23 protein-coding genes and 1 pseudogene are annotated in these 22,087 nt (G+C 66.4%); 16 read left to right on the top strand and 8 right to left on the bottom strand.

The features are described from left to right. Positions 1-53 precede the first annotated feature (53 nt). Positions 54-701, top strand: coding sequence for a cutinase family protein (locus tag C0J29_RS16665; RefSeq protein WP_120792990.1), 648 nt, complete (start codon positions 54-56; stop codon positions 699-701). 9 nt (positions 702-710) lie between these two features. Here C0J29_RS16665 and C0J29_RS16660 read toward each other — a convergent pair whose 3' ends face one another. Next, positions 711-998 carry a hypothetical protein gene (locus C0J29_RS16660; RefSeq protein ID WP_120792989.1) on the bottom strand — a complete coding sequence of 96 codons (288 nt, stop codon included), beginning with the start codon at positions 996-998 and terminating at the stop codon, positions 711-713. Between the two features lie 754 nt (positions 999-1,752). Between C0J29_RS16660 and C0J29_RS16655 the strand changes: the two genes are divergently transcribed. From C0J29_RS16655 to C0J29_RS16635, 5 genes are all read left to right on the top strand, one after another. Beyond that, positions 1,753-2,049 carry a PE family protein gene (locus C0J29_RS16655; protein WP_120792988.1) on the top strand — a complete coding sequence of 99 codons (297 nt, stop codon included), beginning with the start codon at positions 1,753-1,755 and terminating at the stop codon, positions 2,047-2,049. 32 nt (positions 2,050-2,081) lie between these two features. Then, positions 2,082-3,266 (top strand): PPE family protein, encoded by a 1,185-nt coding sequence (locus C0J29_RS16650; RefSeq protein ID WP_120792987.1) that lies wholly within the window; start codon positions 2,082-2,084, stop codon positions 3,264-3,266. Between the two features lie 25 nt (positions 3,267-3,291). After that, entirely contained in the window at positions 3,292-4,494 is a 1,203-nt protein-coding gene (locus C0J29_RS16645) for a PPE family protein (RefSeq protein ID WP_120792986.1), read from the top strand. Between the two features lie 70 nt (positions 4,495-4,564). Next, positions 4,565-5,374: a glycoside hydrolase family 16 protein gene (locus C0J29_RS16640; protein WP_162951491.1), complete on the top strand. Its 810-nt coding sequence runs from the start codon at positions 4,565-4,567 to the stop codon at positions 5,372-5,374. A 16-nt stretch (positions 5,375-5,390) separates the two neighbouring features. Beyond that, positions 5,391-6,542 (top strand): serpin family protein, encoded by a 1,152-nt coding sequence (locus C0J29_RS16635; RefSeq protein WP_120792985.1) that lies wholly within the window; start codon positions 5,391-5,393, stop codon positions 6,540-6,542. A 6-nt stretch (positions 6,543-6,548) separates the two neighbouring features. Here the strand turns inward: C0J29_RS16635 and C0J29_RS16630 are convergent, their stop codons facing one another. The 3 genes and pseudogenes from C0J29_RS16630 to C0J29_RS16620 all read right to left on the bottom strand — a co-directional run. Then, the gene (locus C0J29_RS16630; RefSeq protein WP_065164673.1) at positions 6,549-7,595 is read right to left on the bottom strand and encodes a M48 family metallopeptidase; all 1,047 of its coding nucleotides are present in this window, start codon (positions 7,593-7,595) and stop codon (positions 6,549-6,551) included. Positions 7,596-7,738: 143 nt separating this feature from the next. Further along, the gene (locus tag C0J29_RS16625) at positions 7,739-7,891 is read right to left on the bottom strand and encodes a hypothetical protein (protein ID WP_308494742.1); all 153 of its coding nucleotides are present in this window, start codon (positions 7,889-7,891) and stop codon (positions 7,739-7,741) included. Positions 7,892-8,093: 202 nt separating this feature from the next. After that, a pseudogene (locus C0J29_RS16620) lies at positions 8,094-8,339 on the bottom strand (class I SAM-dependent methyltransferase); the annotation flags it as partial. Positions 8,340-8,457: 118 nt separating this feature from the next. On the opposite strand from C0J29_RS16620, the gene C0J29_RS16615 reads away from it, so the two are divergent. Next, positions 8,458-9,468, top strand: a complete 1,011-nt coding sequence (locus C0J29_RS16615) for an NADP-dependent oxidoreductase (protein WP_120792984.1) — start codon at positions 8,458-8,460, stop codon at positions 9,466-9,468. Here C0J29_RS16615 and C0J29_RS16610 read toward each other — a convergent pair. Then, positions 9,465-10,076, bottom strand: coding sequence for a TetR/AcrR family transcriptional regulator (locus C0J29_RS16610; protein ID WP_120792983.1), 612 nt, complete (start codon positions 10,074-10,076; stop codon positions 9,465-9,467). The genes C0J29_RS16615 and C0J29_RS16610 overlap by 4 nt on opposite strands. 71 nt (positions 10,077-10,147) lie before the next feature. On the opposite strand from C0J29_RS16610, the gene C0J29_RS16605 reads away from it, so the two are divergent. Further along, positions 10,148-11,068, top strand: coding sequence for a haloalkane dehalogenase (locus tag C0J29_RS16605; RefSeq protein ID WP_242460450.1), 921 nt, complete (start codon positions 10,148-10,150; stop codon positions 11,066-11,068). A gap of 3 nt (positions 11,069-11,071) precedes the next feature. Here C0J29_RS16605 and C0J29_RS16600 read toward each other — a convergent pair whose 3' ends face one another. Beyond that, complete coding sequence (locus C0J29_RS16600) at positions 11,072-11,440, bottom strand: hypothetical protein (protein WP_065048617.1); 369 nt, start codon at positions 11,438-11,440, stop codon at positions 11,072-11,074. Between the two features lie 120 nt (positions 11,441-11,560). On the opposite strand from C0J29_RS16600, the gene C0J29_RS16595 reads away from it, so the two are divergent. From C0J29_RS16595 to C0J29_RS16570, 6 genes are all read left to right on the top strand, one after another. After that, positions 11,561-11,830, top strand: a complete 270-nt coding sequence (locus tag C0J29_RS16595; protein ID WP_120792982.1) for an EF-Tu/IF-2/RF-3 family GTPase — start codon at positions 11,561-11,563, stop codon at positions 11,828-11,830. A 144-nt stretch (positions 11,831-11,974) separates the two neighbouring features. Further along, entirely contained in the window at positions 11,975-13,426 is a 1,452-nt protein-coding gene (locus C0J29_RS16590) for an amino acid permease (RefSeq protein WP_120792981.1), read from the top strand. Further along, positions 13,419-13,850, top strand: a complete 432-nt coding sequence (locus C0J29_RS16585; RefSeq protein ID WP_120792980.1) for a nitroreductase family deazaflavin-dependent oxidoreductase — start codon at positions 13,419-13,421, stop codon at positions 13,848-13,850. The genes C0J29_RS16590 and C0J29_RS16585 overlap by 8 nt, the downstream gene beginning before the upstream one ends. Positions 13,851-13,940: 90 nt before the next feature. Then, complete coding sequence (locus C0J29_RS16580; protein ID WP_120792979.1) at positions 13,941-14,210, top strand: hypothetical protein; 270 nt, start codon at positions 13,941-13,943, stop codon at positions 14,208-14,210. A gap of 72 nt (positions 14,211-14,282) precedes the next feature. Continuing rightward, positions 14,283-15,104 (top strand): hypothetical protein, encoded by an 822-nt coding sequence (locus C0J29_RS16575; RefSeq protein WP_120792978.1) that lies wholly within the window; start codon positions 14,283-14,285, stop codon positions 15,102-15,104. Then, a complete protein-coding gene (locus C0J29_RS16570) occupies positions 15,104-15,850 on the top strand; it encodes an SDR family NAD(P)-dependent oxidoreductase (protein WP_120792977.1) in 747 nt (248 codons plus the stop codon). Before C0J29_RS16575 ends, C0J29_RS16570 begins: the two co-directional genes overlap by 1 nt. Positions 15,851-15,860: 10 nt before the next feature. Here the strand turns inward: C0J29_RS16570 and C0J29_RS16565 are convergent, their stop codons facing one another. Next, a complete protein-coding gene (locus tag C0J29_RS16565; RefSeq protein ID WP_120792976.1) occupies positions 15,861-16,766 on the bottom strand; it encodes an NAD-dependent epimerase/dehydratase family protein in 906 nt (301 codons plus the stop codon). Between the two features lie 95 nt (positions 16,767-16,861). Here C0J29_RS16565 and C0J29_RS16560 point away from each other — a divergent pair, with 95 nt between their 5' ends. Together C0J29_RS16560 and C0J29_RS16555 are read left to right on the top strand one after the other, a co-directional pair. Further along, positions 16,862-18,562, top strand: a complete 1,701-nt coding sequence (locus tag C0J29_RS16560) for a sensor histidine kinase (protein WP_174814847.1) — start codon at positions 16,862-16,864, stop codon at positions 18,560-18,562. Continuing rightward, the gene (locus C0J29_RS16555) at positions 18,544-19,224 is read left to right on the top strand and encodes a response regulator (RefSeq protein WP_120792975.1); all 681 of its coding nucleotides are present in this window, start codon (positions 18,544-18,546) and stop codon (positions 19,222-19,224) included. Before C0J29_RS16560 ends, C0J29_RS16555 begins: the two co-directional genes overlap by 19 nt. Here the strand turns inward: C0J29_RS16555 and C0J29_RS16550 are convergent. Continuing rightward, positions 19,213-22,086: an MMPL/RND family transporter gene (locus C0J29_RS16550; RefSeq protein WP_120792974.1), complete on the bottom strand. Its 2,874-nt coding sequence runs from the start codon at positions 22,084-22,086 to the stop codon at positions 19,213-19,215. The two genes, C0J29_RS16555 and C0J29_RS16550, sit on opposite strands and share 12 nt — an antisense overlap. Between the last annotated feature and the right edge of the window lies 1 nt (position 22,087).

Here is a 22,087-nt window from a genome sequence, read left to right as displayed (position 1 = left end):
GTGCTGTGCGCCAACTAGTTTCCCGGAAATCCGTAGGACGCGGTCTAGCGGCGATGGTCACCGTTGCCGCGCTGCTCGTCGCCGGTGTGGTGTTGCCGGCCGGTACTACCGGTGCGGCCGGACCGGCCGTCGCCGCCAACTGCCCGCAGGTGGAGGTCGTCTTTGCCCGCGGCCGCTTCGAATCGGCGGGACCCGGCGCGCTCGGCAATGCGTTCATCAACTCGCTCAGTTCCAAGATCGGCGGCCGAAGCATGGGCACCTACGCCGTGAAGTACCCGGCCGACACCGAGGTGGACATCGGCGCCAACGACATGAGCCGGCACATCCAGTACATGGTCAACAACTGCCCCAGCACCCGGCTGGTGCTGGGCGGCTACTCACTCGGGGCGGCGGTGACCGACGTCGTCCTCGCGGTGCCCCTGTCGGCCTTCGGATTCGACAGCCCGCTTCCCGACGGCACCGATCAGCACATCGCCGCCGTTGCGCTGTTCGGCAACGGAAGTCAATGGGTCGGGCCCATCACCAATTTCAGCCCGCTCTACAACGACCGGACCATCGAGCTGTGTCACGGTGCCGACCCAATCTGCAACCCCGCCGACCCGAACACCTGGAAAGACAACTGGCCGCAGCACCTGGCCAGCGCGTACATCCAAGCCGGTATGGCTAACCAGGCCGCGGACTTCGTCGCGGGCAGGCTGTAGACAGCCTCGCTACCGACGCCGGAGCGGCCGGCGTGCGGGACGGCCGCGCGGCAGGAGAAGTTGCGCTGCGGGGAGATGTCCCCAAAGGTCTGCGGCGGCGGGTATCCGGCGCTGCGCGATCAGCATCCGCTGCACCCGACGGGCGACCACCAGCACGACCAGACTGGCCGTGAGCCTGCCCAGAGCGAGTCGCGAAGTCCGCTTCCGCCACGGCGGTGGCCGGGACCCGGTGCGTCGGCCGAGGTGATAGCCGGTGCACAGGGCCGATATCAGGGCGAGCCCAACCAGCACCGTCATAAGAGAAGAGCCTGCTTCGCCGTCGTCGCGGTTCGGTCACACGGGAGCTACGCCTCGGCCAATAAATCGGAACGTGCCCACCCCGCCGGCACCAGGTGTGCCGTCCGCGGCGGAGCCGGGCGATTAAAAATCAGCCTGAGAATTAATGCGGACCCAAGACCCCCGGGTTCTGGAATTCCACAGCCCAGAGATATGTTCACCGTGAATTTAATCGCGGGGCGCTGACATTCATATGATTAGCCAGCGCAATAGTATTTAGCGGGGCTTGATAGTGATGGTAGGCCGGTCGCCCCGGGCCGCCGCCGGCTGCGGGCCGTTCTAGCGCCAGAAAATGGGCAGCACTCCATTGTCGCCGGCCGGCAGACGTCCAGGTGACCGGGTAGTGCGGACGACACCGTTCGCCCGATGCGGTTCAAGCGTGCGAAAAGTGCTGTCGGGCCGAATTTTTCGGGGGCCTTGGGTCCATTCGATAGATACCTTCGGCACGGCCCTGCTTCGAGCGAGGTGACGCGGTCCGGTCCGCGCGTCGTGAGCGCGGCGATTATGCGGACTCTTACTGCACGGATGCTGCGCAGATTCTATGAAGATGGTGTGACTAAAAATCAAGGTGAATGTTGGCTAAACATCAAGATCAGGGTCTATTCGCCGGGGTTAGCCGCATTGAACCGGTGCTGGGACGGTCAATACCGTACCGAGATAACGGGAACACATTGAAGTGTGACGACCCGACCCCACAGCTTGTTCGGAGGAAACTATGTCTTTCGTACGCACGTATCCGGAGCACCTGGCAGCCGCGGCCAGCAATCTGCAGTCGCTCGGCGCGGCCCTGAACGTGGGCAACGCCGCCGCCGCCGTCCCCACCACCGGCGTTGTTCCCGCGGCAGCGGATGAGGTGTCGATCCTGACGGCGGCGCAGTTCGCCACCCATGCCGCGCGATTCCAGGAACTGCAGGCGAAGGCCGCCCAGATCCAGGCGGCGCTGGCCGCGACCCTCGGGACGAGCGCCGGTTCGTACGCCGCGACCGAAGCCGCCAACGCGGCTTCCGTCTGAGCGGTCACCAGAGACTTAGGGGAAAGAAACCAATGGCTGACTACGGCCTGTTGCCGCCCGAGATCAACTCCGGGCTCATCTACGCCGGCCCGGGTGCGGGCTCACTGCTGGCCGCCGCGTCGGCATGGAGCGGACTGGCCGCGGACCTGCAAGAGGCTGCGTCGGGTCATCGGTCGGTGATCACCGCGCTGACCAGCGGGCCGTGGCTGGGACCGGCAGCGGCGTCGTTGACCGCCAGCGTCAGCCCCTTCCTCACCTGGCTCGACAACAGTGCCGAGCAGGCCGCACAGGCGGCAAGCCAGGCGACGGCCGCGGTCACCGCCTATGAAAGGGCGTTCGCGGCCAGCGTCCCGCCGCCGCTGATCGCGGCCAACCGGGCCCTGCTGCAGGAGTTGGTCGCGTCCAACCTGCTGGGCCAGAACAGTTCGGCGATCTCCACCCTCGAAGCGCAGTACGCGGAGTTCTGGGCGCAGGACTCGGGCGCGATGTACACCTACGCGGGAAGTGCGGCCGCGGCCACCAAGCTGTCGGAACTGCCCGCACCGGCCGAGGTGGTCGATCCCTACGGACTGGCCGACCAGGCCATCGCCGTCTTCAAAGCCCAGTACAACACCGGCTACACCAACGTCACGAACGTGGCGTCGCAGGTCAACCCCCGGGTCTCCGACGTATTGAAGACGCTGTCTTCGCCAATCAACGGCACGGCGATCGACAAATTCCTGGTGGACAACACCCCGCTGGATGATGTGGTGTCCCTCTACAGCAAGTACCTCTCCCCCTACGTCAACTCCCTGGCGGCGATGATCCAGTCGACGCAGTCCTTCGGCCAGGTCAGCAATGGTCTGACCGCAATGGCCAACTTCGCCAAACCCGCCGCTTCAGCGGCCAAGGCGGCCGAGGGTGCGGCATCGGCCGCCGGCGCCGCCGCGGCGAGCGCCGGGCAGGCCGCGGCGGGCGCCGCCGGCAACCTCGGGGGCGTGGCCGCGGGCCTGGGCAAGGCGATACCGATCGGTGGCTTGTCGGCGCCGGCGAACTGGGTGCCGTGGCACGCCACCACCAACCCGGGGATTGCCACCGCGATTCCGGCCGCCGCCGAGGGCAACAGCTTCCCGATGGCCCCGCCGTTCGGGCAGTTCGTCAACGGAGGTTATGGCCGCAACCAGCCGACCTACGGGTTCAAGCCGTCGGTGATGGCCAAACCACCGGCCGCCGGATAACGGCCGCAACGACTCAGCACACGTAATGGTTGATTACGGCTTATTGCCGCCCGAGGTCAACTCGGGCCGCATATACACCGGTCCGGGGGCAGGCCCGATGCTGGCCGCCGCCGCGGCGTGGAGTGGACTGGCCGCCGACCTGCAGGCTGCGGCGTCGGGCCATCGGTTGGCGATTTCCGAGCTGACCAGCGGTCCATGGCTGGGACCGGCGTCAGCGGCGATGCTCACGGCGGCGACGCCCTTCGTCGCCTTCCTGGACAGCAGCGCGGCAGAAGCCGAGCAGGCGGCGAGTCAGGCCTTCGCCGCCGCCGCCGCCTACGAGGCCGCGTTCGCGGCCTCGATCCCGCCGCCCGTGATCGCGGCCAACCGCGCACTGCTGGCGGCACTGGTCGCAACTAACTTCCTGGGGCAGAACACCCCGGCGATCGCCGCGACCGAGGCTCTGTACGCGGAGTTCTGGGCTCAGGATGCCGCGGCGATGTACAACTACGCGGGCAGCGCAGCGGCGGCGACCCAGTTCGGGGAGTTGCCGGAGCCGGCCGAGGTGGCCAATCCCTATCAGCTGGCGGACCAGGCCATCGCCGCCTTCAAGGGTCAGTACAACAACGTGTTCGGCAACTTGATGAATGTCGGCTCGCAGCTGAACCCCAGGGTTGCCGACCTGCTCAAGACTCTGTCCACGCCGATCAACGGCACCGCGATCGACCAGTGGCTGATCGCCAACACGCCGCTGGACGACATCGTTCCGCTCTACAGCAAGTACCTCTCCCCCTACGTCTCTACTATCACCGCGGTATTCCAGTCGGGGCAGGCTTTCGGGCAGGCCAGCAGCGGATCGATCGCGATCACCAACTTCATGAACAACCTGGCTCCCGCCGCCAAAGCGGCCGAAGGGGCGGCTCAGGCCGCGGGGGCGGCCGGTGCCAACCTCGGGACGAAGGTCGGCAGCGTGACCGCGGGGTTGGGCCGGGCGGTTCCACTGAGCGGATTGTCGGTGCCGGCAAGCTGGACTTCCTCGGTGAGTACCGCGACCGGGCAGAGCGCCACCGCAATCGGCAACGCCACCTCGATCCCCGCGGCTCTGGAAACTACGTCGGCGGGTGCGGCGGCCGGCAACACCCCGGTGGCCCCCCCGTTCGGCCAGTTCTTCAATGCCGGCAACGGCCGCAAAACGCCCGCATACGGCCATCGGCTGACGTTCATGACCAGGCCGCCGGCGGCCGGATAGCTGCTGGTGAATTTCGGGAATTTTCGGGAATTTTTAATGGCCTCGCCGTGGCTGCTAGGGTCCCTTGCTAATGCTCGAGATTGATCGTCGCCGCATGCTGTTGATGGCGGGCCTGATGTCCGGAGCGGCCGCCCTCGGGGCAACCCCCGCTCCGAAGGCTCAGGCAGCTCCCAGCGGTGCAACAGGCCCGTACATATTCCATGACGAATTCGACGGGCCCGCCGGCTCCGCTCCCGACCCCGCCAAGTGGACGGTGTCCAAAGCCCGCGAGACGATCAAGGACCCGACCTACTGGGAACTCCCCGAACACGTCGGGCAGTACCGCGACGACCGGCAGAACGTCTTCATCGACGGAAACTCCAACCTCGTCATCCGCGCCGCCAAAGACGGTCCGACCTACTACGGCGGCAAGGTCTTCAGCCCGTGGCAGGGCGGCATCGGCCACACCTGGGAAGCGCGCATCAAATTCGACTGTCTGACCCCGGGCGCCTGGCCCGCGTTCTGGTTGTCCAGCGACGCACAGGGCGAAATCGACATCGTCGAGTGGTACGGCAACGGCAGCTGGCCGTCGGCGACGACCGTCCACGCGAAGGCCAACGGCTCGGAGTGGAAGACCCACAACATCGCCCTGGACAGCGCGTGGCACACCTGGCGGGTCCAGTGGGACGACGCCGGAATGCGGTTCTGGCAGGACTACACCGACGGCGCGCAGCCGTATTTCACCGTGGCGGCGAACTCGCTGGCGGACTGGCCGTTCAACAACCCCGGTTACCAGGTCTTCCCGATTCTGAACCTGGCGGTCGCCGGTTCCGGCGGCGGTGACCCCGGAGCGGGGCACTATCCCGCGCAGATGCTCGTCGACTACGTGCGGGTCTGGTAGCTACTACAGTTCGGGCATGAACGCCGCCCCGGGGCCGCTGATCACGCGTTACGCCCAGCGTTTCGGCCGGCTGCATGCCGGCGGGCACTCGGTGTCCTCGCCGCTGGGCGCCTGGCTGTTGCTCGCCCTGGCCGCACCACTGGCCAAAGGATCAATCCGCCGCGACCTCGAGAACGTGCTGGGCGTCGACGTCAAGGGTGCGCGGCGGGCACTGGACGAGTTGCTCAGCGATCCGCCGAAGGTCATTCGCAGTGCGCTGGCGGTCTGGGGCGTGCCCGCCTGGCCCGGAGACCTGCCCGCCGCGGTGGAAACGGGACCGGTCCCGACCCAGGCGCAAGCCGACGCGTGGGCGGCCGATCACACCGACGGCATGATCGACCGGTTCCCGGTCGACGTCAGCGAGATGACGGCGGTGCTGGCCAGCGCGCTGGCCACCCGCATCGCGTGGCTGCGGCCCTACGACGTCACCGAAGCCGCCGAGTTGCGCTCGCCGTGGAGCACCAGGGTCGTCGAGGCGCTCAGCGGCGCTGACGGTCACCTCACCGATGTCGCAGGACTGGGCACGGTGGCGGTGCACACCGCCGTCGGCGGCGATTGCCTGCAGGTGACGTCGGTGATGGCCCGCGAGGACGCTCCCGCTGAATTGGTCCTTGCGGCCGCCCACGACATTGCGCAGGGACAAGCCGCCGGGTCGACGCCGGGCCGGCGGAAACTCGCCGAGCTTCCGCTGGGCGACGGTCCGTTCTGGACGATCACCGAGGATCGGCGACCGGGTGGAGATCGGGTGCGGGTGGTGCTGCCGGCCTGGAAAGCGTCGTCGGACCACGACCTGACGGCCGATCCCGAACTGGGGTTCGGCGCGGTGGGAAGGGCTCTCGCGGAAGGGCTGGCGACCGCGCCGGACATGCAGGCCCGCCAGTCCGCGGTCGCTCGCTATAACCGGTGGGGCTTCGAGGCGGCCGCGGTCACCGCCGTCGCGCTGCGCAGCGCGATGCTGCCCACTGGCCTTTCGCGCACCGCGACACTGCGCTTCGGGCACCCGTACGCCGTGGTCGCGAGTGTCGGCAAGCGGCCCGGTCAGGCCCGCCGCGATCCGTGGACCGGCGTTCCGGTTTTCGCCGCCTGGGTAGCTGAACCCGCCGACGTCGACTCCAGCCCGCCGCGCTAGCCGAAGTTATTCGGGTTTCTGCCGCCACTCGGTGATCTTGCGTCCCAGGGAATCGGCGGCGCTCGTCGCCGCCCGGCCGACTCCGTCGACGATCCCGCCGAGTCCGTCGCGAATTCCCTTGATCAGCGGATCGTCGGATTGGTCGAAACCGTCCTTGTAGTGACGAGCGGCTTCGCTGACGTCATCCACGAACGACGCGCCATCGTCGTCGGCTCGTCGCGGATAGTCCCCGGCCATCACCTTGGCGTAGCCGCCGGTGTCCACCCACTGCGTCAGCGCCGCGGCCCGCAGCACCGAAAACGGATGCGTCTGCAGCTCCAGGTTGAGCAGCTTGAGCACCCCGTCCCGCATGTCCCCCGACTTTTCGTACTCGCGAGCCTGGGCCAGGAACGCTTGCGAGTCCAGCTTGTCCAGTCGGCTGCCGCCCGCGAGCTTCATCTCCACCCGTATGGCGGTGTCCAGATCCTGGCAGCACAACAGCCCGGCGCGGTCACCGGACAACTCTGACTTGCGCTGCCATTCCAGCAGCGCCGCCACGATGGCGCGTAGCGCCCAGCCGCCGATCGGCATGAATCCGAACGAGTTCGCCAGGCGCATGAGGTGCATCATCATCGTGCGATAGACCGCGTGACCGGACAGCGCGTGGCCGAGTTCGTGCCCCACCACAAAGCGCATCTCGTCATGCGTCATCAGGTCGTACAGGCCGGAGGTGAGCACGATGAACGGCTGGTCCATCCCGATCGTGTAGGCGTTGGCGATCGGCGACTGCGTCACGAAGAGTTCCGGCTTTTCCGGTGCATCCAGCACGTCCACGCACTCCTGAAGCAGCGCATCGAGGTCGGCGAACTGGCGCGGGCCCACCCGGGCGCCACTGGCCAGGTACAACAAGCGGTGTTGGCGTTCGCGCAGCATCCCGGAAAGCAGCTTCAGAATCTGATCGAACCCCTTGAGCCGGCGCAACGCCGACAAGGCGGTCCGGTCGGCGGGATGTTCCCAGGCGCGCGAACTGATCTCCGGGAAGACGGCCCGGGTAGCGGCAGGTGTTTGAGACATGTCGGTCCCCTCGTTGTCCGTATCAGGATAAGGGGACGGCGCGCAGTTAATTCTGCAGCAAAACATCCGCACGCGATCGGGATGCGTGCGGATGATTCACGATCGGGTCAGGAGCTGAGTAAGCCGATTATCGTGCGAAAACGTCAGGCCGGAGCGTCGGCGGTGGAGTACCGGCCGAACCCGTGGTGATCGGTCGCCATCGAACCGCCCGCGGCCGCGGCGCGCTGCCTGGCGATATAGGCGGGATGCCGGCGGATGGCCTCTTGGAGCTGACGCTCTCGCCGGTGTGCTGCCATCCAGACCGGGTGGGATTGGAGATAAATTACGTTCGCCTCTGTTTCATTCGCCACGATTGTCAACTCCTCTCCGACTTACTGCGCAAAAGCTGCAACCGTATGGTTTGCAGCTCTGTTCCTCAGGATGCCCAGCAAAGCTGTGACCTAACCGTGTCCCAAGATGAGAATTTGCCGTGAATTCGAAACCGGGCCATGACCTGCGTCACATATGGCGGTCATCGCCTCCCCGAGCCAGCAGCGCGACCGCGCTCCAGGGTCTGCCGCCGGGTCGCCGTGGATCGGGCTGGGGTAGCCAGGCGGCGGCACGCATGAGCATCGGCAAGCGGTGGAAACGGCGGGCGGCGGTGAACAGGGATTCGGCGTCGACGACCCGCCAGCCGAGATTCTCGAAGTACGCCAAGCCGTTCTCGGGCGCGAATTTGAACGGCGCGTTCTGCAGCATTCCCACTCGGTAGCGCGATGCAGCGCGGTCCATCGCGCGGTGTCCGAGACATGGGTGATGACGTGTCGGGTGCCTGCCATACCTGCGTTATAGCACCGGCCGCCGACAGGGGTACGGTTCGCTCATGGCCGACCGAAACCGCCGCTTTGTCCTGCATGAACGTCCGACCGGACGCATCGGGCCCACCACCTTCGAACTCAGCGAGGAGCCGGTCCCGTCGATCGGCGACGGCGAGGCGCTGGTGCGCGTCGACTGGATCTCGCTGGACCCGACCAACCGGATGTGGATCACCGACACACCGACCTATCTCCCCCCGGTCGGCATCGGCGAGGTCATGCGTGCGGGCGGTATCGGCGAGGTGGTGGAGTCGAACAATCCGAATTACCCGGTGGGCCAGGTCGTTCAAGGCCTGCTCGGCTGGCAGGAATACGTCGTGGCGTCCGACCAGAACCCGCTGATGCCGGTCCAGGTCGCCGAGGGCGTCTCGCCGAGCGCCTACATGGGTGCGCTCGGCATGACGGGGTTGACCGCGTGGATCGGTATCCGGGACATCGGCAAGCCCAAGCCGGGTGAGACGGTGGTGGTGTCGGCCGCGGCCGGCGCGGTCGGTTCGGTGGCCGGTCAGCTGGCCAAGGCGGACGGCGCGCGCGTGGTCGGCATCGCCGGCGGCCCGGAGAAGTGTGCCCTGCTGACCGAGCAACTCGGCTTCGACGCGGCCGTCGACCACAAGGCCGACGACTGGTACGCCCAGTTGGTGGCGGCCACTCCCAACGGCATCGACGTCGACTTCGAGAACGTCGGCGGCGACATCATGGACGCGATCTTCGCGCGCCTGAACATCAACGCGCGTGTCGCACTGTGTGGCCTGATCTCCGGTTACAACGAAGCCGACCCGCCGCCCGGGCCGCGCGCATTCGGCAACCTGCTGATTCAGCGCGCCACGGTGCGGGGCTTCATCGTGCTGGACCATTTCGGGCGCGCACCCGAGGCGATCGGCGAGATCGCCGGGCTCATCGGCGAGGGCAAGCTCAAGCCGCTGGAGACCGTGGTCGAAGGCTTCGAGCAGCTGCCGACGGCCATCAACATGCTCTTCGACGGCAAGAACGTCGGCAAGTTGATGGTCAAGGTCACCTAACCGCGGTTCGCGTTCGGGTGGCTCACGTAGCCATCGATGAATTCGTGCAGCGCCGGCGCCAAGTCGGCCACCGTCGAGCCGTGCAGCTTGGCGAGCAGGATCAAACCCTGGTAGTGCGCGAAAAGCGCGTGGGCCAGTCGGTCCGGGTCGACGTCGGCACGTAGTGTGCCGTCGTCGGCGGCGTCCCGGCAGATGTTCGCGAGATGACCCTCCAGCGCGGCCAATCGGGCGGCCAGGTGGCTCCGTACCGCCTCGTCGGTGGTCGACAATTCCGCGGCCAGGTTGCCGAACGGGCAGCCGACGAACCGCCCGAACTGCCTGTGCAATCCGGTCTGGATGCTCGCGATCGCATCGGGTATGGCCGACAGCCGCTCGGCGGGCGTGGACCCCGACTCGGTGGACAGGCGGGCCTGAAACACCGCCAGGTGCAGGTCGACAACCGCCTTCGCCAGATCGGCCTTCGACGAGAAGTAGTGGTAGAAGCTGCCTTTGCGCACATCGGCCACCGCGCACAGTTCCTCCACCCCCACGTCGTGGTAGCTGCGCTCGAGAAACAGCCGCGCCGCCGTCGACACGATGCGGTCGCGCGCGTCCGAGGTGCGTGGCATGACCTCAGGATACGGGGTAGTTGACTGGTCAGTCAAAAATCGGTTACGTTCGGGCCCGACCCTCGAATCGAATGGAGATCGCCGCGATGAGTTCGCCCACCCCCGAGGTCTTCCGCACACCCGACGAGCGATTCCAGAACCTGCCCGGGTACGACTTCGCCCCGAATTACCTCGAGGTCGACGGGTTGCGGATGCACTATCTCGACGAAGGGCCGCGCGACGGCCTGCCCGTGGTGTGCTTTCACGGCGAACCCAGCTGGGCTTACCTGTATCGCAAGATGCTGCCGCCGCTCGTGACGGCCGGACGACGCGTCATCGTGCCCGACCTCGCCGGATTCGGTCGGTCGGACAAGCCCACCGACCGCCGGTGGTACACCTACGACCGGCACAGCGATCTCGTCTCAAAGGTGCTGGGGTCTCTGGACCTGCACGACGCCACCGTGGTCGTCCAGGACTGGGGTGGGCCAATCGGTCTGCGATGGGCAGCGGAGAACGCCGACCGGGTGGGCGCCCTGATGATCATGAACACCGGATTGTTCACCGGCAACGTGTCCAAAGGCTTCATGGCGTGGCGCGACTTCGCCGAGAAAAATCCCGACCTGCCGGTGGGTTTCGTCATTCAGAGTGCCACCACGACGCAGTTGTCCGACGACATCCTGGCCGCCTACGACGCGCCGTTCCCCCACGCCGAGTCAAAGGCCGGCGCCGCCCAGTTCCCGCTGCTCGTTCCGATCACCCCGGACGGACCGGGCGCTGAGCGGATGCGGGCCATCACCGATGAACTCTCCCGGTGGAATAAGCCTGCGCTGGTTGCCTTTTCGGACTCGGACCCGGTTTTTCCCTATCCCAAGGCCGGTCAGCAGTTCTGCGACCTGATCCCCACCGCGGGCGAACAGGTGCGCATCGAAGGCGCGGCGCACTTTCTGCAGGAGGACCGCGGTGAGCAACTCGCCGACGTGCTGCTGGCCCGGCTCGGCGTGAACAGCCGGTAGGGACTACAGCGGCGCGACGACCAGGACCTTGGAATAGTCTGCCGGGTCGACGCGTACCGGCACCTGCGCGTCGAGCGCGATGTGCGGAGCAGACGAGAGTTCCAGCGCAACCCGGCGGGTGGCCCGGTACGAGTCGTGCCCGGGCAGCTGGACGTCGAGTTCCAGCTCATGCCAACCGCCCAACGACGTGGTCGTGACGTTCTCGCGGATGCCCACGATGGTGGCGACGCCCGCGATCCCGTCACGCAGCAACCGTTCCCGTTCGGCGTTCAGCGCGGAGAGCTCGGCCAGCGTATCGGCCGCCTGTTGGCGGTCGGCCCGCGTGACCCGCTGGCCGGCGCTGGCTCTTCTCGCTCGTTCGAACCAACTCACGTGCTCAGCGTACGCGTGCCGGATCGTGAAAGCAGTTGTTGCCAAGGGAAGTTGATGGTGGGTTGATAACCCGCGCGGCAACTGGTGGGAATTCGGGCACCGATCGACTAACGTGCCCTCATGTTTCGCATGACTGTTCAGGATGTGTTCGCGATCAAGGGGCGTGGGACGGTGGCGACCGGCCGGGTCGAATACGGGCAACTGAGCGTCGGCGACCAGGTCCGGATCAACGACGGACCGCCGGTGCAGGTCGATGCGATCGAGGCCTTCCGTAAGAAGCTCGACACGGCTGCGACGGGCGACAACATCGGGATCCTGTTCCGCAAGCTCACCAAGGGCGATGTGGCCGCGGGTGACGTGCTCACTTCGGGCGGCGTCTACCTCGCCTAGCATGAATGCCCAACTGGTTCAACAGCATTGCGCACAACTCGGTTACCGGCCACTGGCCGATCTGCCCGGACTCGGCCCCATTCCCGCGAATCCACCAGCAGCGCAGGGGCATTGCCCCTAATGTCGTGACCATGGTGCGCCCCGATGTCGGCTGATGAGCAGGACGCAGCCGCCGTCCGGCACCTGCATCGCGACCTGTCCAATCGGCAGATCCAACTGATCGCCATCGGCGGCGCGATCGGCACCGGCCTGTTCATGGGCTCAGGACGCACGATCACCCAGGCAGGGCCGGCGGTCGTCGTGGTCTACGCAATCATCGGGTTCTTCGTCTTCTTCGTGTTGCGCGCGATGGGTGAATTGCTGCTGTCGAATTTGAACTACAAGTCGTTCGTCGATTTCGCGGCCGACTTGCTCGGACCCGCAGCCGGTTTCTTCATCGGGTGGTCGTACTGGTTCGCCTGGGTGGTCACCGGTATCGCCGAAATAGTGGCAATCGTCGGCTATTCCAAGTACTGGTGGCCCGACCTCCCTGACTGGATCCCGGCCCTGGTGACCGTGCTGCTGGTGTTGGCCTTCAACCTGTTCAGCGTGCGCAATTTCGGCGAGATCGAGTTCTGGTTCTCATTGATCAAGATCGCGGCGATCGTGGGGCTGATTGCGGTCGGCATCGTTCTGGTTGCCACCGACTTCGTCTCGCCGCGCGGCGACCGCGCGGCGCTGGAGAACCTCTGGAAGGACGGCGGGTTCTTCGCGACCGGTTTCATGGGTGTCGTCGGCGGCTTCCAGATCGCGTTCTTCGCATTCGTGGGCGTGGAACTCGTCGGGACCGCCGCAGCCGAGACCGCTGATCCGCACCGCACGCTTCCGCGGGCCATCAACGCCGTCCCAATGCGGGTGGCCATCTTCTACATCGCGGCGCTGCTGGCGATATTGGCCGTCGTGCCGTGGCGGCACTTCGCCAGCGGTGAGTCTCCGTTCGTCACCATGTTCGCGCTGGCCGGTCTCGGTGCTGCGGCGTCCCTGGTGAACTTCGTCGTGGTCACCTCGGCGGCCTCGTCGGCCAATTCGGGGGTCTTCTCCACCGGTCGGATGTTGTTCGGACTGGCCGACGAAGGCAGTGCCCCATCGGTGTTCCGGCGACTCAACCGTGGTGGTGTGCCGGGGTCCGCCGTGCTGGTGACCGCTCCCCTGCTGTTGATGTCGGTCCCCCTGCTCTATGCGGGGGGTTCGGTGATGGACGTCTTCATCGTCATCACCACGGTGGCGTCGCTGTTGTTCATGTTCGTGTGGGTGATGATCGTGGCGAGTTACCTGGTTTACCGTCGTCGGCATCCCGAGCGGCACACGGCGTCGGCGTACCGGATGCCGGGGGGATCGGTGATGTGCTGGGCGATCCTCGCCTTTTTCGCATTCGTGATCTGGACGCTGTTGGCCGGACGTGACACCGCAGTGGCGATGGCCTGGTTCCCGGTGTGGTTCCTGCTGCTTGCGGTCGGCTGGTTGGTGGTCCGACGCCGCCCCGGACGCGCGGAGCAATACCGGATGTTCCAAGCTGAGATGAACCATCCGCAGATAGGAGTGACCGAACATGGCTGATCGCCCTCCGCGAGAAGAGTTGGTTTCCGGCAACGCCGAGATCATCGACGAATTCCGCGCCAACGGCGGAAAGGTCGGTGGTCCGTTCGAAGGGGCCACCTTGCTGCTGTTGCACACGACCGGCGCCAAGTCGGGCAAGAAGCGCATCAACCCGGTGATGACATTCGACATCGACGGCAAACTGCTGATCGTCGGCTCCTACGCCGGCGCCGATGTCGACCCCGCCTGGCTGCACAACCTGCGCGCCAACCCCGCCGCGCACATTGAAATCGGTACGGATGCCTACGACGTGCGTGCCCGCGAACTGCCGAACGACGAACGCGACGCCGTGTACCCGCGGATCGTCGAGCAGGCGCCGGGATTCGGTGGCTACCAGTCCAAGACCGACCGGGTGATTCCGGTGATCGAGTTGCAGCCCAGCTGAGTTTTTTGGGATCGGTAGCGGTGCGGCATCTGTGTACTTCGTGCAACGACGACGCCACCAAGGCGGCGCGACACGAAAGGAACACCGCACATGAACATCGTCCCCACCGGCATCCAGGAACAGATCAACCGTGTTGACCGGCAGTGGAGCCTGTGGATCGGCATCAGCTTGGCGCTGACGGCCGCCGGTTCCCTCTTCCGGTTGGTCTGGATGCTCTTCATCTCCGCGGCGTTCGGCGCTTTCGCACCCACCATGGTCGTGACCATCGTCTTCACGCTCGTGATCGGCGCTGCAGCGGCGGTTGGGGCGATCGGCTTCCTGACCCGCTACCACAAAGGCACCGAGGCTGAACGACTCTGACGAGCCGAGGCAATCGAATGGTCCCGAGTCATCGGGACCATTCGTCGTTTGAGGGGGCGTTAGGCTCCCGGGATGGGGATCAGCCGTTTCGCGGCGCCGGCACGACTTGTCTGGGCGGCTTCGGTCGCAGCATTGACGATCGGTATCGGCGGTTGCGCCACTTCGCAGCGTCCGGCGCCGAGCGCGTCCACCACCAGCAATACCGTTGTGGCACAACAGGTATCGTGCGACACGCTACACCTTGCCGCTGAACCGAAGCTCGCGGACCAGCACGTGCACTGTGTGCTGGCGCTCGAAAATCTGACCATCGACGTGTCCAGCGATCCCGCCTGGTCGTTCAGGTTGCAGAAGGGCGACAGCGTTATCCAGCGGTTTCAGGAGCCCGCAACGGAGATCGGTGAAACCGGAGTCGCGCCGCTGCTGCAGGACATCGACGGCGCCGGTGCGCCGGCGTTGTTGGTTGTCACCGACCGCGGCGGGACCGGCGGTGAGCCGATGGCGGTGTGGCGATTGAACGGCTCACGTGACCGGTTCGTGCGGGCCGGCGAGATGTTCGGCTTCCGGCAGTTCTACCGCACCACCGAGGGGTTTTTCGGAAACTACGCCCACTCCAGCGCGGCGTCGGGAACCGTGACGCTGTATCGGTGGTCCGACGACAAGTTGGTGACTGTGGCGGTGCTCGAAACCCAGGCGGCCGCCGCTGCGGGCGATGAGTCGCGCCCCTGGGTGCGCAACGGCGACGTGCTGTGCGCGCTGAGCGAAGACGACGATCCACCCGGTGCCAAGGCGCAACGGGCCGCGGCGCTGCAAGCCGCCGGACTGGACCCGGCCACCGCCCAGCAGCAGCTGTGCACGCAGTCCTGGGTCGCTTCCATCTACCGGGGAGGCCGTTGATGACTGGCCGTGTTGCGGTGGTGACTGGCGGCGCATCAGGAATCGGCGAGGCGACGTGTCACGAGCTGGGCCGGCGCGGCCACCGGGTGGCGGTACTGGACATCAACGGCGAAGCGGCACAGCGGGTGGCCGCCGATCTGGCGGCTGGGGGCGTCGCCGCCACCGGCATCGAGGTAGACGTGCGGAACCGGCCCGGTGTTGAGCACGCTTTCGCCACGGTACGAGAGCAATTGGGGCCAGTTGCCGTGTTGGTGACAAGCGCGGGGAAGGCTGCGTTCTCGCCCTTCGCGGACATCACCGTCGACTCCTGGGCCGAGATCATCGACATCAACCTGACCGGAACGTTCCACTGCTGTCAGGTCGCGCTGCCGGACATGGTTGCTGCTCGGTGGGGCCGGATCGTGATGATCTCTTCGTCGAGCGCGCAACGCGGATCACCGCGCATGGCTCACTACGCGGCGGCCAAGGGCGGGGTCATCGTGCTTACCAAGTCGCTCGCCAATGAATATGCGCCGCACGGGATCACCGTTAACAACGTGCCGCCGTCGAGTATCGACACGCCGATGTCGCGTCAGTCGCAGGCCGCGGGCCGGCTCGGCACACCCGAGCAGCTGGCGAAGCTTATACCGTTGGGCCACATGGGTTCTCCCGACGACATCGCGGCCGCGGTCGGGTTTCTGTGCTCCGACGAGGCGGGCTTCATCACCGGTCAGGTGCTCGGCGTCAACGGCGGCGCGGTGATGTGACGATCAGTGCTCAGGCACTGACCAGGTCGGGGTGGAATTTGGCCGCCATCCGGCGTAACCCGTCCCGCCAGTCGACCGTGCCGCCGGTGCCGATGAGTTCATGAAGCCGGCTCACGTCGACCGGATTGCCGCGCAATGACTGGGGGTTCTCGTCGAACACGGGCTCGCGGCCGATCAGCGTCCCGAGGTAGGCGCACCATTCCTGGATGCTGACGATCTGATCGCCGGCCCAGTTGACCGTCGTCGCCGGAACCGAGGCCGCCGCGAGCAATTTGGGGATGGTGGCGATGATGTCGTCCTGGTGGATGGGGTTGTAGCGAGCCGGTTCGCCGGGGGGAACCGGGATCGGGATCCCGGCCAGCATCATCTCCATGTGGTAAAACATCCACCCCCCGTTGTCGCCGTAGGGAACGTTGAGCCGGGCGATCGTGGTGGGTAGTCCGAGGACGCGTGACATCGATCGGGCGACGGCCTCCCCCGCGATCTTGGAGATCGAGTAGGTGGGAAACAGCGGCTTGTGGTTGTCGCCTAATGCGGCGCTCTCCGAACGGATTTCGTCGTCGGGCGGGTCGTAGACGGCAGCTGAGGAGCAGTGCAGGAAGGCTCGCGCGCCGCGACAGTGGCCCATCAGCAGGCCTACCGCGTCGGCGTTGGCCGCCAGATCCTTGTCCCACTTGCCGCTCTTGGCGACCGCGAGGTTGAGGACATAGTCGAAGTCGGACGGCAGGCCGCTGAAATCACCGCTGGCAAGGTTGACCGTTTCGCAGCGCACGCCCGCTTGCTCGAGGGCGGTACGCGCGGCGGTGTCGGTGAATCGGGCGACGCCCCACACTTCGTTGTCGGCCGCCAGGGCGGTGGCGACCGGGGTGGCGACCTGTCCGGTCACGCCGGTGATCAGGATCTTCGAGTCACGCATGCGCCGATGGTAACCGTGCCCCGCCGGCGCATTGTCCGGCGCATGAGGCCGGCGGTTTTGCGCATTCTGCTCATTGCCCGTGGTAGGGTCCCTGCATGCCCACCCGGGGTCGCATCGACCTGCGGCTCGCCAGCCGGGTGCTGTTGCTGCAACTGGTCGTTGTCACGCTGACGCTGATCGTTGCTTTCGTGTTGTTCGCCGAGTTCAACCGTCATCGTCTGGACCTCCAATACGGTGTGCACGCAATGGATATCGCCCGCGTCGTGGCGTCCTCCCCCACCGTGGTGAACAACATCGGACGCTACGAAGACATCCCGCTGACTCCGACCGTCACGGCGCCGCCCGCGCTGACCAATGAACTCGCGACCGGCCCATTGCAAACGGTGGCCTCCCGTGTGGAGCAGCGCACCCACGTGCTGTTCGTCGTCATCACCAACACACAGGGCATCAGGCTGGCGCATCCCCACCGCGAGGAGTTGGGGTTGCGGGTCAGCACCGACCCGTCGAAAGCGCTCAGTGGTCAGGAAGAGGTGGTCCACCAGTCGGGCACGCTGGGTAGGTCGATCGTCGCCAAGGTGCCGGTGGTGGAACCGGGGACGAACCGGGTGCTGGGCATGGTCAGCGTCGGCATCTCGACGAAGGAGTTCGACGAACAGTTCTCGCAGAATCTGCGGGTGCTGGCTCCGCTGGGCGGCGCGGCGCTGCTGATCGGCGTGGTGGGCTCGGTGGCGCTGGCCCGGCGGTGGCGCGGCATGACGCTGGGCCTGCGGCCGGCCGAAATGGCCGAACTGGTGCGCACCCAGGCGGCGGTGCTGCACGGCATCGGTGAGGGTGTGCTGGCCGCGGACGAGACCGGCAGCATCACCTTCGTCAACGACGAAGCCTGCCGGTTGCTGGAGATCGGCACCGACCTAGGCGGGCGTATCGACGAAATCGGTTTGACACCACGTATTCTCGACGTATTCGAGGCCGCCGACTCGACACCGGCACTGGCCACCGTCGGGCAGCGCATCGTCGTCGTCTCGGCCCGCAAAGTACAGCGCGAGGGACGCCCGTTGGGCACCGTATTGGTGGTGCGCGACCGCACCGATGTCGAGTCATTGACCCGCCAACTCGATGCCGTGCAGGTGATGAGCACGGCCCTGCGTGCCCAACGTCATGAGTTCGCCAACCGCTTGCATCTGCTGAACGGGCTGTTGCACACCGGGCACGTCGAGGAGGGACTGCAGTATTTGGAGGAGCTGCTCGGATCCGGTCCACTCGGTACGGCGCTACCGGGCATCGATTCCATCCGCGACAACCACCTGCAGGCGTTCCTGGGCGCGAAGGCGGCGGCCGCGCGAGAAGCCGGCGTGACGCTGAAGATCGGCGAAAACACCTGGGTGTCAGGCAGACTGGAGCTGCCCGTGGATGTCACTACCGTGGTCGGCAATCTGCTGGACAATGCGATCGACGCCGCCCGCACCGGTGCTAATCCCACCAGAGAGGTGGAAATCGAACTCCTGCAAGAGGGTTCAACGTTGCATGTCACAGTGGCCGACAGCGGTGACGGCGTCGCGCCCGGCTTCGTCGAGGAGTTGTTCACCGAGGGAACGTCCACCAAGCCCGATTCCGGCATACCCGGCGGGCGCGGCATCGGACTCGCGTTGTCGCGCCAGATCAGCCGCGCTCTGGGCGGTGAGCTCCGGTTGTCCAGTCCGGGTAACCCGGCCGCACGGGGGCTGGTGGGTGCGGAGTTCATCGCCCGCCTGCCAGGTGTGATGAGCGAGGAGGAGCAATGGGTGGAACAGACCTGACCGTGCTGGTGGTCGACGACGACTTCCGCGTCGCCAACATGCACGCCGGCATCGTCGAGGCGATGCCGGGTTTCACAGTGGTCGCCACCGTCAACACCCTTGCCGCCGCCCGCCGGGCCGCCCCCGTTGACCTGGCACTGGTCGATGTCTACCTGCCCGACGGGTCCGGCATCGACTTCGTCCGCGAATTGCACAGTGACAGCATGGTTCTGACGGCAGCCACCGAAGCCGACACCATCCGTGCCGCGATGGCTGCGGGTGCGGTCAGCTATCTGGTCAAGCCGTTCGCCACTACCGAACTGGCCGCACGGCTGGCAGGCTACGCGCGCTACCGCAAGATTCTGAGCGGCCCGAATCTCAGCGCAGCCGACGTGGACTCGGCGCTGGATGCGCTGCGCCCCCGGGTCGCTCCGGTTCAGTCGCCCACCACGGTCGCCTCGCCGACCAAAAAGCTTGTGCTGCAGGCATTGCAAGGGGCCGAAGCGCCGATGTCCGCAGCGGAGGTGGCCGGTGCCATCGGGATATCGCGAGCGACGGCGCAGCGGTACCTGGCGTCGCTGGCCACCACCGGGGAGGTCAGTGTCGGGCTGCGTTACGGGACGACGGGCCGGCCGGAACAAGAGTTCACCGCCGGCAGCCCGGCAGCGCGATCAAGGCGCTGAGCGTGGCGCTGAGCGTGGCCACCAGTTCGCCCGCCCGATGATCGCCGCCAGAGCGGGCACCGTGACCGTGCGCACCACGAACGTGTCGATCAGCAGGCCGGTACCGATGATGAACCCGGTCTGCACCATGATCGAGATGCTGCCGAACAACAGCCCGAACATCGAAGCGGCGAAAATGATCCCGGCCGAGGTGATCACTCCCCCGGTGGATCGGACGGCCCGGATGATGCCGGAGCGGACACCGACGCTGGACTCTTCCTTGATCCGGGTGATCAGCAGCAGGTTGTAGTCGGCGCCCACCGCGACCAGCATGATGAAGGCGATCGCCGACACGTTCCAGTACAGCGGCTGGTGGCAGACGAACTGGAAGAACACCACCCCAAGGCCGACGGCAGACAAGTAGGAAATCACCACGGAGGCAATGAGATACAGCGGCGCGACGACGGCGCGCAATACCGCGACCAGGATCAGGAAGACCACCAGCAGTGTCACGATGACGACCAACCGGATGTCGCCGTGGTAGTAGCTGCGTGTCGTGTCGTACATCGCGGTGGTGCCGGCCATCGAGATCGCGGCATCGGCGAGGGACGTACCGTGCTGCCCGCTGCGGGCCGCGTTGAGGATCGCGGTGTCCTGATCCATAGCCGCCGTGCTGAACGGTGCGAATTTCGACTCGACGAGGTAGCGCACCGAATGCCCGTCGGGCGAGATGAACATTCGGGCGGCGTTCTTGAAGTCGGGCGAGGCCAGCACCGCGGGTGGGATGTACATGCCCGCCATCGACGGTTGTGCGGCATCGTGCTTCATCGACAGCAGCAGATCGCCGGCCTGGTTCATGCCCATGCCCATCTGCCTGGTCTGATCGACCAGGGCGCGGACGCCCACGGCCAATCGCTGGCTGCCGGTGGCCAGCGCGCCGGCACCGTCCTGCAGCCGGGCGAGGTCGCGCTGGATGCCGGCCGGCCCGGTCGCCTGGGTCAGCAGGACGCTCAGCCGGTCCAGGGCGGCTTGCAACTGCTGCAACACCGGAATCGCCTGGGTGGCCGGTCCGCTGTTGTGGGTGGCGACGAGTTGCTGTAGCTGGCGGCGTCCGCTGCGGCAGCGGCTGTCGGCGTCACACTGCGCGCTGTTGTTCAGCGCGTCCAGCATTGGACCGGTGGCGTCCAGCACTCCGGTGAGCGGCTGGGTACCTGGCCCGGAATTGATCAGACCGCGCAGGGTCCCCAAGAGTCCGGCGGCGAGCTCGAGTTGTTGCTGAGCCTGGCCCAGCGTGCCGGAGAGTGCGGTCATCGGTCCTTCAGCACCCCGAACCTGGTCACGGACCCGGGCCAGGTTGTCCGCGAGCTCGTCAGCGCCGGTGCTCAAGGCAGTGAGATCGCTGTTGCGGTCCGCGATCTGGGTGGACACGGTCTGCAGTTTGGCTCCGACCTCGCCGGCCTGGAAGCTCAGCTTCGTCTGGGTGAGGGGCGCCCCGGCGGGCCGCGTGATGCCCCGCACCGCGGCGACGTCCGGTAGCGCAGACACCCGTTGCGCCATCTGCTCGAGGTCCGCCAGTGCCTGCGGGTTACGTAGGTCCCGGGGGGAATGCACGTAAAGATATTGCGGCAGTAGCGTGCTCGTGCCGAAGTGACGTTCCATGGCCGCGAAGCCGCGGTTGCTCTCCGCCGACGCCGGCAGCTGGGAACGGTCGTCGAAGGTCGGGCGCAGCACCGTCACGCAGGCGGCCAATGCGATGAGCACCGAAAGGCTCAACACGAGATGGATTTTGGGCCGCCGAACGATCTGCACCGCCGAGCGCCGCCACAACCGGTCGGTCAGCGGCCGCCGCGATGCCACCCATCCGCGTCGGCCGGTCAGCACCAGAATGGCGGGCAACAGCGTGACGGCGGCGCCGAACGACACCACGATCGAAACCGCAAGAGCCGGGCCGATACACGTGAAAGCCGGCAGCCGGGTGAAGACCATGGAGAAGAAGGTGACGGCCACGGTGGCGGCCGAGGCGGCGATGACCTTGCCGATCGAAGTCAACGCAGTGGTAACGGCAACATCGGAGTCCATACCGGACCGCAGATGCTCGTGATATCGGCTGATCAGAAACACGGCGTAATCGGTTCCGGCGCCGGCGATCACCGCTGTCATCATGACGATCGTGAGCGCCGAAACGCCGAGGCCGACCTGGCTGAGCGCGGACACGACCCGCTGGGCGCAGGCCACCGAGATTGCAATTGTGACCAGGGGCAGCAGCACGGTGACGGGCCGCCGGTAGATCACCATCAGGATGGTCAGCACCAGTAAGGCGGTGGCAATCTCGATCAGGTGCATGTCGTGCTCGGTGACGATCGACAGGTCGCCGAGCACGGCGGGCTGCCCGGTCACGTCGGCGCTCAGCGAAGTTCCTGCGCTGGCCTGCTTGGTAATTCGGGCGATCCGTTGATAGGCCTGTGAGGATTGCGGTGACCCGGTCGGCGCACGCAACGTCACCGCCATGAAGAAGGCCTTGTGGTCCGGGCTGACCATCACCTGGCGCAGCGCCGGAGCGCTGAACATGTCCTGCACGACGGTGACGTCGGCGGTGTCGTCGCGCAGCGCGGCGGCCAGCTTGCGATAGGCACCGTCGTCGGCGGCTTGCAGGCCGTGGTCGTCAGTGAGCACGACCACCAGGGTGTTCTGTGCGGATTCGCCGAAATCCTTGGCCATCTGCTCCGCCGCCGCCATCGCCTTCGGCGGAAGTGGCTGTACCGTGCGGCTTTCCACCACGTGAGTCAGGGGCGGGAACGCCACGATCAGCACCGCGAGCCCGGCGATCCAGGCGCCGATCACCAGCCACGGTGCGCGCACCAGCAGCCGGCCCAGCACCGCCATG

This window comes from Mycobacterium paragordonae, assembly GCF_003614435.1.
In the GTDB taxonomy this organism is placed as follows: Bacteria; Actinomycetota; Actinomycetes; order Mycobacteriales; family Mycobacteriaceae; genus Mycobacterium; species Mycobacterium paragordonae.
This window is presented reverse-complemented; position numbering and strand designations above follow the sequence as displayed.